Raw genomic sequence first — 13,774 nt, 5'->3', positions numbered from 1 at the left:
TTTTGCCTGCAGAAAACCTCAGGCTTCACACGCATCCAACTGTGGGAGGGGGCTTGCTCCCGATGGCCTCAACGCGGTGTGCCTGTGATACAGAGGTGCCTGCATCGCGAGCAAGCCCGCTCCCACAATTACTCGCTGCTCAGTTCGGTGATTGCGTTGACCAGCGCACCCATGTCCGCCGCCGATGTCACCAAGCCCGGCGTTACCCGGATACAACTGCCGAACGCGGCGCCCGTGCGCGTAGTGGTAAACAGCGCGTACTCATTGAGCAACCGGTCTGCCATCGCTTGCTGATCGCGCCCGATAAACTTGAACGCAGTGATCCCGCAATATAACCGCGGGTCGTCCGGGGTCAGCACTTCAATGCCTGGCAACGGCCGCACCTGGCTCACCCACACATCGCGCAAATAATTGACCCGCGCGCCTTTGGCCGCCGAGCCGCCCAAGGCGCGATGCTCTTCAAACACCCGTGGCAAGGTCATCAGTGCCGCAAAGTTCGGCGTGCTGTAAGACGTGCGTGCACGCACGTCGGTGGCGGGGTAGTGAAACTCGCCCATGTCCGGGTCGATGTCGGCCAAGCGCTCCGGGGCGATGTACATAAAACCCAGGGTCAGCGGCGCGCCAATCCATTTATGCAGGTTAAAGCCCGCGAACTGAATGCCCAATTGGGCGAGGTTGAACTCGATCTGGCCCAAGGCATGCGCGCCGTCGAGTATCACGTCCACGCCATGTTCACGCGCCGCCTGTGCAATCGCCTCAACCGGCATCACCAGGCCGGTGCGGTGGGTAACATGGGTCAACGCCATCAGCTTGAGGCGCGGGTGCCGCACGAACGCATCCCGATAGGTCTGCACCAGGCTGTCGAAACTCGCCGGGTGCGTGTGGCACACCTCGATCACTTCCACCCCGCGCGCACCTGCCAGCCAACGCATGGCGCCTTTGACCGTGTCGTACTCCAAGTCGCTGATCAGCACCTGGTCGCCCGGCACCAAGCGGTTGTAGTTGCGGATCAGTGATTGCAACGCCTCAGTGGCGTTGCGGGTGAAGGCCACCGACGCGGGGTCGACGTTGATCAACTCGGCCAGTTGACGGCGAATCTCGAGGTTTTCGCCTTGTTCGAAGCGCTGGCGCACATACACCGCGTTGCTGCGGTTGATAAACGCCACGTGCTCCAGGTACTGCGCTTGCACCGCACGGCTCATACGTCCGAAATAGCCGTTTTCCAGATTGATCGGTCCGGGCTCCAGTTCGTAGCGCCCGGCGATGGCTTGCCAGTGAGTTTCGTTATCAGCATTCCTTGGCATGGTGGGGCTCTCACTCAATGGCGGGGGGCGGGTTTAGCGTGTTTCAGGCGCAGCGGTTCAAGCAGTTCGGCCAAGCCGTTGCTATCGATTTCCTGCATCAACGCCAGCAGGCCGCCCAGTTCGCCGTGCGGGAAACCTTCACGGGCAAACCAATTCAGGTAGGGGCCTGGCAGGTCGGCGATGATCCTTCCCTTGTACTTGCCGAAGGGCATTTGGCGGGTGATCAGCAGTTCGAGTTTTTCGGGGTTCATGGGCTTCGTGCGGTTGAGGCGAGGTGTTCGAAAATACAGGCATTCTGCATGAAGGCCAAATGACAGATCATGCAAAAAACGCACATACAGATGGTTCAACTAATCGTAAGTTATTGAAATGTATAATTAAAATAGTTTTTCAAAAGCTGGCACGAGGGCTGCAATCATTCATGCAAGCTTTCTCAACCCACATAAGGAATTGAAAAATGACCGACATCAACAAAGAATCGATCTCCGTACTGAACGACTTGATCGAAACCAGCATCGACGGCCAGAAAGGCTTCCAAGAGTGTGCTGAAGACATCAAGCACCCAGAACTTAAAGCCCTGTTTGCCAAGCGTTCAGCTGATTGCGCAACCGCCGCTGCTGAATTGAAAACCGCTGTAAAAGCCTTGGGCGGTGACCCGGAAGATTCCGGCAGTGTTGCTGGCGCTCTTCACCGCGGCTGGGTCGACGTGAAGTCGATGGTGACCGGTAAAGACGAAGAAGCGGTATTGAACGAAGCAGAGCGCGGTGAAGACCACGCACTGAAGGCTTACAAAGAAGCCATCGAGAAAATCAACAAGCACAACCTGCTGGGCATTCGTGATTTGGTTGAGCGTCAGTTCCACGGCGCACAACGTAACCACGACCAGGTAAAAGCCCTGCGTAACCAGGCTCGCGCTCAGTCGTAAGCCTTGCGCTGTAACGAAAAGTGGGAGGGGGGAAACCCCCTCCCACTTTTTTTTGCATTAGCCTGCAGCGCAAATGTGGGAGGGGGCTTGCTCCCGATAGCACTGTATCCGTCACTGTGTTCGGTGGCTGATACACCGCAATCGGCAGCAAGCTCCCTCCCGCTTTGTTCTGCACTCAGCCAATGCTGATCGGTGGCAGCTCGGTCAGCGTCACCACCTGCTGCTTGCGCGGTGCCAGAATTTCCGCCTCGCCGTCTACGACCAGCTCGTCGCGCTGGTTGAATACGCGGGTGGCGATGCGCACGCGAAACTTGGGCAGCTTTTCGAGGATTTCCAGACGTACGGTCAGGGTGTCGCCGATTTTCACCGGTTTTTGAAAGCTCATCTGCTGGCCGATGTAGATGGTGCCCGGCCCAGGCAGCTCGCAGGCAACCGCCGCGCTGATCAGGGCGCCGCTGAACATACCGTGAGCGATACGCTCCTTGAACATGGTCGCTTGGCGTACTCGGCATCCAGGTGCACTGGGTTGTGGTCGCCGGACATCGCGGCAAACAGCTGGATGTCACGCTCTTCGACAGTCTTGGTGTAGCTGGCGGTCTGGCCGACTTCGAGGGCTTCGTACGGGGTGTTGCTAACCTGAGTCATCTAAAGGTGCATCCTGTGGCTAATCGGTAATTTAATTGACTGACTTTAAACGGCGTATTTTAAACGAGAAGTCATTCACTGCGGGCCGGCCTGCGCAACGCCAGGGCCTGGTCGAGCCAGGTCAGCACATCCGCTGTGACTTCATCGCGGTTGGTTTCGTTGAACACTTCGTGACGCGCCTGCGGGTAGACATTTAAGTGCACGTTCTGGCAGCCGGCCTCACGCAGCGCATGGGCCAGGCTTTTGAGACGCTTGCCCTCACTCACCGGATCACATTCACCGCCGATCACCAGAATCGGCAGGCCCGGATCAATCTGCGCGAGATTGGACGCTTTGCTGATTTGCTGCAAGCCACCCAACAGGTCGACCCACAGCTGATTGGTACAGCGGAACCCGCAGAGCGGGTCGTTGATGTACTTATCCACCTCGCTCGGGTCGCGGCTGAGCCAGTCAAACGCGGTCCGGTTGGGCTTGAACGCTTTGTTGAACGAGCCAAAGGACAGAAAGTCGATCAAGCCACTGCGCCCACGTAGGCCCTGGCGCGACCGTTCAAGGCGCGCAATCAGCCGCGCCGCGCGGTACAGCGCCACTGGCTGGAAATTCGAACCGCTGAGAATCGCCCCATTCAGCCTGGCGCTGTGGTGCAACAGGTAGGCTTGGGCGATATAGCTGCCCATGCTGTGGCCCAACAAAATGATCGGCAGCCCCGGCTGCTGTTGGCCAATGTGTTGGTTGAGGCTGGCGAGGTCGCCGACGACTGTGTTCCAGCCATCGTGTTCGGCATACAACCCCAGCGTGCCTTCGTCGGCGGTACGGCCGTGACCGCGCTGGTCTGCTGCATACACGCCGTAACCTGCGTTGCACAACGCTTGGGCCAGGCGCGCGTAGCGCCCGCTGTGCTCGGCCATGCCGTGGCACAGCATCACCAAGGCCTTGGGCGGGCCATCGGGCAGCCATTGATTGACGTACAGGCGGCTCTGGTCATTCGCGGTCAGCCAGAAGGTGCTGTGGTGCATGGCGGCTCCTTTGCTCAGGGGGATTGCAGTGTATAGCTCAGCGCATGAGACGCGCCTGATCAGTGCAAGCCGTTGTAGGAAGATTCACGCAATAAATGAGGCTCTTTCCTGTATTGCCTGGTTGGCCATAGCTGCTACCGTCCCCAAGAGCTCCGCTTTTTAGCAGCACACTTTTTACAGCTGCAGCGGCCGGACACACTCAGGTAAGAGGACAAGAATAATGCAACCTGACTTCTGGAATGACAAACGCGCGGCGGGCGTTCCCAGCCACATCGACCTCACCGCCTACACGTCGGTGATCGAAGTCTTCGAGCGCTCTTGCAAGGCGTTTGCCGACCGTCCGGCGTTCAGCAACATGGGCATCACCCTGACGTACGCCGAGCTTGAGCGCCAGAGTGCGGCGTTCGCGGCTTACCTGCAACAGCACACCGACCTTAAACCCGGTGAGCGCATCGCCGTGCAGATGCCCAACGTGCTGCATTACCCGATTGCCGTGTTTGGCGCACTGCGCGCCGGGTTGATCGTGGTCAATACCAACCCGCTGTACACCCCGCGCGAGATGCGCCACCAGTTCAAGGATGCCGGCGTGCGTGCGCTTGTCTACCTCAACCTGTTCGGTTCGCGCGTACAGGAAGTGTGCGCCGACACCGAGATCGACTACTTGATCGAAGCCAGGATGGGCGACTTGATGCCCGCCGCCAAAGGCTGGCTGATCAACACCGTGGTCGACAAGGTTAAAAAGATGGTCCCGGCCTACACGTTGCCACGCGCCGTGTCGTTCAAGCGCGCGTTGCGCATGGGCGCCGGGCTGGGTGTGACTCGCCACCCGGTGACCCTGGACGACATCGCCGTGTTGCAATACACCGGCGGCACTACCGGCCTGGCCAAGGGCGCGATGCTGACCCACGGCAACCTGGTGGCGAACATGCAACAGGTGCGCGCCTGCATGTCGCAGACCGACGAGCACGGCCACCCGCTGATCAAGGAAGGGCAGGAGGTGATGGTCGCGCCGCTGCCGCTTTATCACATCTATGCATTCACCGCGCATTGCATGTGCATGATGGTGTCCGGCAACCATAACGTGCTGATCACCAACCCTCGCGACATTGGCGGCTTTATCAAGGAACTGAAAAAGTGGCGTTTTACCGGGCTGCTCGGGTTGAACACCTTGTTTGTAGCGTTAATGGACCACCCGGACTTCAAGCACCTGGATTTCTCCCATCTGAAGCTCACCAACTCCGGCGGTACGGCGCTGATCAAGGCCGTCGCCGAGCGCTGGCAGCAGGTTACCGGCTGTGCGATCAGCGAGGGCTACGGCCTGACCGAAACTTCACCGGTGGCCAGCACCAACCCGTATGGCAATAAATCGCGTCTGGGCACCGTGGGTATTCCGGTGCCGGCCACGGCAATGAAGGTGATTGATGATCAAGGCGTCGAGTTGCCCTTGGGCGAGCGCGGCGAATTGTGCATCAAGGGCCCGCAAGTCATGAAGGGCTACTGGCAGCAACCCGCCGCGACTGCCGAGGCGCTGGATGCCGAGGGCTGGCTCAAGACCGGCGACATTGCGGTGATCGATGATGACGGCTTTGTACGCATCGTCGACCGCAAGAAGGACCTGATCATCGTCTCGGGTTTCAATGTATACCCCAACGAAATCGAAGAAGTGATGATGGCCCACCCGGCCGTGGCCAATTGCGCGGTAATCGGCGTGCCGGATGATCGCACGGGGGAGGCGGTGAAGCTGTTTGTGGTGGCGCGCGCCCAAGGCCTGAACCTCGAGGAGTTGAAGGTGTACTGCAAGGCTAACTTTACGGGCTACAAGGTGCCCAAACATATTGTGTTGCGCGACGCGTTGCCGATGACCCCGGTGGGCAAAATTCTGCGTCGGGAGCTGCGCGACATAGCGTGATCTGAAATGCGCTCAAACTGTGGGAGGCGGCTTGCTGCCGATTGCAATGGAACAGTCACCAGATGTATCGACTGACCTGGCGCAACCGGCAGCAAGCTCCCTCCCACAATGCTGTTTATCGTCCTGAAATGCCCATTCCAGAGGTCTTTTTGGTGTTATAGAATTTTTGCTCTAAAAGTGACTATTAAACATTCTTGAGTCATGTTTATGACTGTAGAGCCCTATTTTGGCTCTAGGCGGCCCTTGGCAAAGCTGCTACTCTCGGCGCGCTTTGTGACGCCTCGGCCTGCTCTAACGCGCCGGGCGCACTTAAAAAAACATACACCAATAATAATCGCATCAAATGCGATGATGAATTCGCGTCGCTGAGGAGTGGGCTTCCATGAATGAAGACTTTTGGAAGGATAAGTACCCCGCCGGGATTGCTGCAGAGATCAATCCAGACGAGTATCCAAATATTCAGGCGGTACTGAAACAGTCCTGCCAGCGCTTCGCCAACAAACCGGCTTTCAGCAACCTGGGCAAGACAATCACCTACGGTGAACTGTACGAATTGTCCGGCGCGTTCGCCGCCTACCTGCAACAGCATACCGACTTGAAGCCTGGCGATCGAATCGCCGTGCAACTGCCCAACGTCCTGCAATACCCGGTTGCGGTGTTCGGCGCCATTCGCGCTGGCCTGATCGTGGTCAACACCAACCCGCTGTACACCGCGCGGGAAATGGAACACCAATTTAAAGACTCCGGGGCCAAGGCCCTGGTCTGCCTGGCCAACATGGCCCACTTGGCGGAAAAGGTCGTGCCCAAAACCGACGTCAAGTACGTGATCGTCACCGAAGTCGCCGACCTGTTGTCGCCATTCAAGCGCCTGCTGATCAACAGCGTCATCAAGTACGTGAAAAAAATGGTGCCGGCTTATCACCTGCCCAAGGCGATCAAGTTCAACGACGTGCTGGCCAAAGGGCATGGCCAGGCAGTCAACGATGCCTGCCCAGCCAGCAATGATGTGGCCGTGTTGCAATACACCGGCGGCACCACCGGCGTTGCCAAGGGCGCGATGCTTACCCACCGCAACCTCGTCGCGAACATGCTGCAATGCAAGGCATTGATGGGCTCCAACCTGAATGAAGGTTGCGAGATATTGATCACGCCGCTGCCGCTGTACCACATTTATGCCTTCACCTTTCATTGCATGGCGATGATGCTGATCGGCAACCACAACGTCCTGATCAGCAACCCGCGCGACTTACCGGCGATGGTCAAGGAACTGTCGAAGTGGAAGTTCAGCGGCTTTGTCGGCCTGAATACCTTGTTTGTGGCGCTGTGCAACCACGAAGGCTTCCGCAAGCTGGATTTCTCTGCGCTGAAAGTCACGCTGTCAGGCGGCATGGCGCTGCAACTGGCGGCGGCCGAGCGTTGGAAAGCGGTGACCGGCTGCAGCATTTGTGAAGGTTACGGCATGACCGAGACCAGCCCTGTGGCGACGGTCAACCCGATCAAACACATTCAGATCGGCACCATCGGCATTCCGGTGCCGTCGACTGTGTGCAAAGTCATCAACGATGACGGCGTCGAGTTGCCCCTGGGTGAAATCGGCGAGCTGTGTGTCAAAGGCCCGCAGGTGATGAAGGGTTACTGGCAGCGCGAAGAGGCCACCGCCGAGATCCTCGACAGCGAAGGCTGGTTGAAAACGGGTGACATTGCGATCATTCAGCCGGACGGCTTTATGCGCATCGTCGACCGTAAAAAAGACATGATTCTGGTCTCCGGTTTCAACGTTTACCCCAACGAACTGGAAGACGTACTGGCCACCTTGCCGGGCGTGCTGCAGTGCGCCGCCATCGGTGTGCCAGACGACAAGTCCGGCGAACACATCAAGATCTTCATCGTGGTCAAGCCGGGGGCTACCCTGACCAAAGACCAGGTGATGGAACACATGCGCGCCAATGTCACCGGCTACAAAGTGCCCAAGGTTGTGGAATTTCGGGATGCATTGCCGACCACTAACGTGGGCAAGATTTTGCGTCGTGAGTTGCGCGATGAAGAGCTCAAAAAGCTCGGCCTGAAAAAGTAGCGCGATCAAGCTGCAATCTAATGTAGGAGGGGGCTTGCCCCCTCCTACAATGATCATTCCCACGCAGAGCGTGGGAATGATCAGCCCGCTGCAGTTGGGTTTACTGGGCCAGGTGCGCGAAGCTCACGCCTGCGCCAGCCGGGCGCACGTCCTTCAGAAACGAATCCTTGTCTGCGCTCAACTCCAGGGTGATTTCCGGGCTGCGCTTGCCTGCATTGCGCACTACCAGCCCTTCGAGTTTTTCACGCAGGAACGCCGTCGGCACCTTCAGGTGCAGCAACTGGTCGGACTCGGCGTTGTGCATCAACAAGTGAATCCACTCGTACTGGCCAACCGAAATACGCCCCACCGGTAGGTCAAACCACCAGATATTGCGTTTGCGGTCCAGGTCGGTGAAGTGGCAATTGTTCATGCCGAGTACGGCACCGCCCAGTTCCTGGTTTCTGCGAGCGATGGCCTGTGCTTTATTGAGTTTCATAACCTTCCTACGGGATCTGTTATTCAGCGTTATAGCCTGAATGTGCCGCGCATTCTCGTGGGTTGGCTGCAAAACATAAAGCCAAACCTTCTACTTGCGATGAAATGCCCGCTGAAAAATAATTGAAACTCTGCTGAACGGCCTCGGGTCAATCTTTAGGTAGTGACCAAAAACCTTAGATTGTTCTTTCGGAGAAATACCATGAGCAGCACATCTGACAAGGCAAAAGGCTTAGCGAACGAAGCTGTCGGCAACATCAAACAGGGTGTCGGCAAAGTCACCGGTAACGACAAGCTGCGTGCCGAAGGCGTGGTTCAGGAAAAGAAAGGCGAAGTGCAGAAAGCAGTCGGCGATACCAAAGACGCCGTGAAAAAAGCCACCAAGTAATTCTGAATCGCTGGCTGGTGTCACTCAGCCCGACGCCATCCATCGATGGCCGTTTTTGTGTCATCTGTTGCAGTTAAAGTTTCGAAATTGTTTCAAGGTCGCTAAATGGGCTACCTTGGTGTAGAAAACGGCCCCTGAGTCGCCGATGAACTCGACCTTTTTGCGGCGAAAGGAGACGCTATGATTTTTCCGGTATTACAAGGCCTCAAGCTGCACAAAGTGCTGGTGCGCACTGTTACAGAGTTTCTCGATGACGAGATGCCCACCTATGCCTCGGCACTGGCCTACCAGATGCTGTTCTCATTGTTTCCTTTCCTGCTGTTTTTGATTGCCCTGATCGGTTTTCTGCACCTGCCGGACTTCTTTACCTGGCTGCGCCTGCAGTCGGAGTTAGTGCTGCCACCGCAGGCGCTGGAACAGGTCAACCCGGTCATCGATCAATTGCAGCAATCCAAGGGCGGCCTGCTCTCGGTGGGTATCGTCATCGCGTTGTGGACCGCTTCGGCGGGTGTGCGCTTGATGATGAGCGCGATGAACGCCGCTTACGACGTGGTCGAAGGTCGGCCGATCTGGAAGCGCTTTCCGCTGTCGGTTTTTTATACCGTCGGCATTGCCGGCATGTTGCTGGCTGCCGCTGCGTTGATGGTGCTCGGCCCGCAAGTGATGGAATGGCTGGCCGGGCAAATCGGCATGCAGGAATTCGTGGTCACCTTGTGGACCATCTTGCGCTGGCCGTTGATCGTGATTTTGCTGATGTTTGCCGTGGCATTGATGTACTACGTGATGCCCGATGTTGAGCAGAAATTTCGCTTTATCACCCCAGGTTCGGTGCTGGCCGTGGTGGTGTGGATCGTCGCTTCGCTGGGCTTCGGTTATTACGTGAAAACCTTCGCTGATTACAACGCCATGTATGGCAGTATCGGCGCGATTATCGTCTTGCTCCTGTACTTCTATATTTCTGCCGCCGTGCTGTTGCTGGGCGCAGAGATGAATGCCGTGATCGAACACATGTCGGCTGAAGGCAAGGATGTAGGCGAAAAAGAGTTCGACGAGAACACTCACACGGATGAGAAACAGCACGTCTCAGGCCTTGGCCGAGACCCTACCAAGCCCACCACTGACGAAGTCTGATCGATGATCCGTGAAATCCTGAAAATGGGCGATGAGCGCCTGCTGCGTATTGCTTCACCGGTTCCGCCGGAAATGTTCGACAGCCCTGAACTGTGGCAGTTGATTGACGATATGTTCCAGACCATGGAACACGTCGGCGGTGTCGGCCTGGCCGCACCGCAAATCGGCGTCGACCTGCAACTGGTGATCTTTGGTTTCGAGACCAGTGAACGCTACCCGGACGCCCCGGCAGTGCCGCAGACTATTCTGATCAACCCGCTGATCACACCGCTCAGCCCGGTGTTGGAAGAAGGGTTTGAAGGGTGTTTGTCGGTGCCGGGTTTGCGCGGTGCCGTGGACCGTTATCAGCAGATTCGTTACGAGGGTTTTGACCCCAAGGGCGAGCCGATCACGCGCGTTGCCGAGGGGTTCCATGCGCGGGTGGTGCAGCACGAGTGCGATCACCTGATTGGCCGGTTGTACCCGTCGCGGATTACTGATTTCAGCAAGTTCGGCTTTATTGAAGTGATGTTCCCGGACATGGACCCAGCGGCTGACGAGTAACCGCCAGCCCGGCAAAAGCGCTTTCTGTGGGAGTGGGCTTGCTCGCGATGCAGGCACCTCGGACCATCAGGGTCACCGAGTTGACTGCATCGCGAGCAAGCCCGCTCCCCCATCAGTTTTAGATTCGACCCTTAAGGTTTCACAAACCGCAGCGTCATTCGGTCCGACTCCCCAATCGCCACATACCTGGCCTTGTCCTGCTCGCCTAACGTCAACGTCGGCGGCAACGTCCAGACGCCGGCGGGGTAGTCTTTGGTGTCTTTCGGGTTGGCGTTGACCTCACTCTGCGCGGCCAGCGTGAAGCCAGCATCGGTCGCCAATTTCACCACTTGGGCCGTGGTCAGGTAACCGCTGTCTTTTATGGCCGCAAGGTCTGCGCCGTCTTTGGCACGGTGATCTTCCACGCCCAACACGCCGCCCGGTTTCAGCACCTGGTAGAACGCAGTGAACGTGGCGCTTGCGGTGTCGGCTGCCACCCAGTTATGCACATTGCGAAAGGTCAGCACGGCGTCGGCCGAAGCCGGTTTGCCGAACACTGGCGCTTTGGGGTTGAACTCAACCACGTGGGCCTTGGCATAACGCGCCGGGTCGGCGGCGAATTTCTTTTTCAGTGATTGTTCGGAATTGCTCGCGGCCTGCACAGCGGCGATGTAATGCCCGTGGTCCTTGAGCAATGGCGCCAGCACTTCGCTGTACCAGCCGCCTCCGGGGGTGATCTCGATGACCGTTTGTTGGGCGCGCAAGCCAAAAAACTGCAAGGTCTGCTGCGGATGCCGATAGCCGTCGCGCGCGCTGTTGGCCGGGTCGCGCCAACTGCCGGCGAGTACGCTGGCATAGTGCTGGTCGGTTATGGGGGTGTCGGCTGCCTGGCGGAACATTGGGGCGAGGAGGGCGGTGAGGGACAGAGCTGCAAAAGTCGCTTTCATGATCATCCAAAAAGTGGGCCGCTGTGCCACCGAGGCTAGCATGGGCGCTCTGTCTGCCGATCACACATTATCCAAGGTCTACCTTACTAAACGCTCTAAGCCCATCGCGATCATTGGCTTGTTGCGTTTATAGCGCGCCCACCGTTCGCTGAGCGATTGCGGCAATAGCGTGTCCTGCGTGAAGCCCATGCGCTGATACAGGCCTTCCAGGTCGGGATGGCACAACAGCCACAGCGTACCGTCCACACTGGCCGCGGCCTGCGTAATCATGCGTGCTGCCAACCCTTGGCCGCGATAGGCCGGGTCGACAAACACCCCGGTCAGCCACTGCCCGCCCACCACCGGGCTCAGGCACAGGCCGGCCACAATTTGGCTGTCGCGAGCCACCCATAAACGCCCGCCTTTCATGGCCTTCATTGACGAATCATGGCTGCGGTAAAACTTGTTCAGCAGCGGCCACAGCGGCTCTGCCAGCGGTTCGATGTGCAATTCGGGCATGGTTTTCAAGCGAGTGTTATCAAGGGCAAATATTATAAGCGCCTTCTGCCCGGCAATAGGTGGTATACCCACTGCTACATCCCCCTGTAAGTGGAGCATGCATCATGGCCAAAGGTATGGATTCAAAGAAAGCCGCGAAGAAAAAACCGGCAAAAACCGCCGATGAAAAACGCGCCGACAAGAAGACCAAAAAATCCGAGGCAGGCCTGTTCGGCCACTGAGTGACACGGTTGGAACCCAACGATCTGCAAGATTTCCCCGCCTCACTGCCCAGAGCAGGAAACACCTGCTCTGAGCGACTGATTACCCGTCAACGGCCACCCGGTTGCTGTTGATCGCTTGAAACCCCTTTCCCGTTTTCCTCGACCGCCGTCAGCGCTGTGTTGAAAAAAAAGCCGCCTGACTAGTGGTCTTGCATAGCGCATGGGCCTGTCTATGCTCACCCATAACTGTAGATAACGCTCAGCCCATACAGCGTTTCGGATGTTGTGTGCCGTTACAGGTTTGTCAGCACTGTCCAAAATATGAATGGAATCCGCCTTCCGGCGCCGGGAATCAAGGGTGATCTGACCATGTTTAGCCGCCATCACAAATCCGACCTTCAGCAAATCGAACGTTTTTCCTGTGCCCTCACCGAAACCAACGCCAAACTCGCCGCCATTAGCCGCTCCTTGGCGATGATCGAGTTCGACCGCAATGGCGTGGTACTCGATGCCAATGACAACTTTTGCAAAACCATGGGCTATAGCGCGGACGAAGTTCGCGGCAAACATCATCGGCTCTTTTGCGACGAGGCCTACACCCACACCGAGGCCTACACCCAGCTGTGGCGCGACCTTGCGCGGGGCGAGGCATTCAGCGGCACCTTCATGCGCTTGAACAAGCGCGGCCAGCAAGTATGGCTCGAAGCCAGCTACCTGCCGGTACTGGGCAGCGATAACCGCGTGCAAAGCGTGATCAAAATAGCCTCGGACATCTCCGCGCGGGTTCACCATGAGCACGAAAACCAGAGCCTGATCGACGCCATCAGCCGCTCCATGGCGATGATCGAGTTCACGCCTCAAGGCCAGATTCTCAACGCTAACGAAAATTTTCTGAGGACGGTGAACTACTCACTGGATGAAATCATTGGCCAACACCACAGTATTTTCTGCCCACGCAGCGAAGTCGAATCCCCGGCTTACAAGGCATTTTGGGCCTCGCTCAACCGCGGTGAATACCACTCCCATCGTTTCGAACGTAAAAACAAATACGGCAAAACGCTGTTTCTGGAAGCGTCTTACAACCCGATTTTCGACGCCAGTGGGCGCCTGTACAAAGTGGTGAAATTTGCCACCGACATCACCGACCAAATCACTACGTTGCGCACCGCCGCCGATTCGGCCCACGCCACGTCAGTGCAAAACGATGCCTGCGCACGCAAAGGCTCGGAGGTGGTGCAGCAAACGGTGCAGATCATCCAGGAAATTTCCCACGACCTGAACCATGCCGCACAGAGCATCGACGCGGTAAACAAGCAGTCGGACATCATTGGCGCCATCGTGCAGACCATTCGCGGCATTGCCGAGCAAACCAATATGCTGGCGCTCAATGCGGCCATCGAAGCGGCGCGGGCAGGCGAGCATGGGCGCGGGTTTGCCGTGGTAGCGGACGAGGTACGCAGCCTCGCGGCGCGCACCAGCCTGGCCACCGTCGAGATTGTGGAGGTGGTGCGCAAAAACCACGACCTGTCGTTGAGCGCGGTGTCGAGCATGCAGTCAAGCCTGAGCCGCACGGGGCTTGGGGTGGAATTGGCGAATGAAGCGGGGCAGGTGATTCTGGAGATCCAGGAAGGTTCTCGGCACGTGGTAGATGCAATCAGTCAGTTTAATTCGACCTTGCAACTGCAATAGTCTCGCTACGCATTCAGATGAATCCTACAGAGGTGCCCCCAAACGC

General features: G+C 57.6%; 13 protein-coding genes and 2 pseudogenes. 8 read left to right on the top strand and 7 right to left on the bottom strand.

What is annotated here, in order from left to right; translation table 11 throughout:
• Window positions 1-128 precede the first annotated feature (128 nt).
• A complete protein-coding gene (locus F0169_RS18210) occupies window positions 129-1,304 on the bottom strand; it encodes an aminotransferase class V-fold PLP-dependent enzyme (protein WP_152747254.1) in 1,176 nt (391 codons plus the stop codon).
• A 14-nt stretch (window positions 1,305-1,318) separates the two neighbouring features.
• Window positions 1,319-1,555, bottom strand: coding sequence for a DUF3820 family protein (locus F0169_RS18205; RefSeq protein ID WP_058414430.1), 237 nt, complete (start codon window positions 1,553-1,555; stop codon window positions 1,319-1,321).
• Window positions 1,556-1,761: 206 nt separating this feature from the next.
• Here F0169_RS18205 and F0169_RS18200 point away from each other — a divergent pair, with 206 nt between their 5' ends.
• Window positions 1,762-2,229, top strand: coding sequence for a ferritin-like domain-containing protein (locus tag F0169_RS18200; protein ID WP_058414429.1), 468 nt, complete (start codon window positions 1,762-1,764; stop codon window positions 2,227-2,229).
• Between the two features lie 175 nt (window positions 2,230-2,404).
• Here the strand turns inward: F0169_RS18200 and F0169_RS18195 are convergent.
• Window positions 2,405-2,874: pseudogene (locus tag F0169_RS18195) on the bottom strand (MaoC family dehydratase).
• Window positions 2,875-2,945: 71 nt separating this feature from the next.
• On the bottom strand, window positions 2,946-3,890 hold the full coding sequence (locus tag F0169_RS18190) for an alpha/beta hydrolase (protein ID WP_152747253.1): 945 nt from the start codon (window positions 3,888-3,890) through the stop codon (window positions 2,946-2,948).
• Window positions 3,891-4,110: 220 nt separating this feature from the next.
• Here F0169_RS18190 and fadD2 point away from each other — a divergent pair, with 220 nt between their 5' ends.
• Both fadD2 and fadD1 read left to right on the top strand, forming a co-directional pair.
• Window positions 4,111-5,799: a long-chain-fatty-acid--CoA ligase FadD2 gene (gene fadD2 / locus F0169_RS18185; RefSeq protein ID WP_152747252.1), complete on the top strand. Its 1,689-nt coding sequence runs from the start codon at window positions 4,111-4,113 to the stop codon at window positions 5,797-5,799.
• Between the two features lie 382 nt (window positions 5,800-6,181).
• Entirely contained in the window at window positions 6,182-7,873 is a 1,692-nt protein-coding gene (gene fadD1 / locus F0169_RS18180; protein ID WP_058414425.1) for a long-chain-fatty-acid--CoA ligase FadD1, read from the top strand.
• A 100-nt stretch (window positions 7,874-7,973) separates the two neighbouring features.
• Here the strand turns inward: fadD1 and F0169_RS18175 are convergent, their stop codons facing one another.
• Entirely contained in the window at window positions 7,974-8,351 is a 378-nt protein-coding gene (locus F0169_RS18175) for a hypothetical protein (protein WP_058414424.1), read from the bottom strand.
• Between the two features lie 201 nt (window positions 8,352-8,552).
• Between F0169_RS18175 and F0169_RS18170 the strand changes: the two genes are divergently transcribed.
• The 3 genes from F0169_RS18170 to def all read left to right on the top strand — a co-directional run bounded on the left by F0169_RS18170 (window position 8,553) and on the right by def (window position 10,412).
• A complete protein-coding gene (locus F0169_RS18170; RefSeq protein WP_058414423.1) occupies window positions 8,553-8,738 on the top strand; it encodes a CsbD family protein in 186 nt (61 codons plus the stop codon).
• 180 nt (window positions 8,739-8,918) lie between these two features.
• Window positions 8,919-9,869 (top strand): YihY/virulence factor BrkB family protein, encoded by a 951-nt coding sequence (locus tag F0169_RS18165; protein WP_122251642.1) that lies wholly within the window; start codon window positions 8,919-8,921, stop codon window positions 9,867-9,869.
• A gap of 3 nt (window positions 9,870-9,872) precedes the next feature.
• Entirely contained in the window at window positions 9,873-10,412 is a 540-nt protein-coding gene (gene def / locus F0169_RS18160; RefSeq protein WP_152747251.1) for a peptide deformylase, read from the top strand.
• A 131-nt stretch (window positions 10,413-10,543) separates the two neighbouring features.
• Here def and F0169_RS18155 read toward each other — a convergent pair whose 3' ends face one another.
• Together F0169_RS18155 and F0169_RS18150 are read right to left on the bottom strand one after the other, a co-directional pair.
• Window positions 10,544-11,338 (bottom strand): class I SAM-dependent methyltransferase, encoded by a 795-nt coding sequence (locus tag F0169_RS18155; RefSeq protein WP_152747250.1) that lies wholly within the window; start codon window positions 11,336-11,338, stop codon window positions 10,544-10,546.
• A 78-nt stretch (window positions 11,339-11,416) separates the two neighbouring features.
• On the bottom strand, window positions 11,417-11,836 hold the full coding sequence (locus tag F0169_RS18150) for a GNAT family N-acetyltransferase (RefSeq protein WP_152747249.1): 420 nt from the start codon (window positions 11,834-11,836) through the stop codon (window positions 11,417-11,419).
• Window positions 11,837-12,360: 524 nt separating this feature from the next.
• Between F0169_RS18150 and F0169_RS28455 the strand changes: the two are divergent.
• Both F0169_RS28455 and F0169_RS28450 read left to right on the top strand, forming a co-directional pair.
• A pseudogene (locus F0169_RS28455) lies at window positions 12,361-13,137 on the top strand (PAS domain-containing protein); the annotation flags it as partial.
• A gap of 18 nt (window positions 13,138-13,155) precedes the next feature.
• Window positions 13,156-13,728, top strand: a complete 573-nt coding sequence (locus F0169_RS28450; protein ID WP_421555313.1) for a methyl-accepting chemotaxis protein — start codon at window positions 13,156-13,158, stop codon at window positions 13,726-13,728.
• Window positions 13,729-13,774 lie beyond the last annotated feature (46 nt).

The sequence above is a fragment of the Pseudomonas kitaguniensis genome, assembly GCF_009296165.1.
In the GTDB taxonomy this organism is placed as follows: Bacteria; Pseudomonadota; Gammaproteobacteria; order Pseudomonadales; family Pseudomonadaceae; genus Aquipseudomonas; species Aquipseudomonas kitaguniensis.
This window is presented reverse-complemented; position numbering and strand designations above follow the sequence as displayed.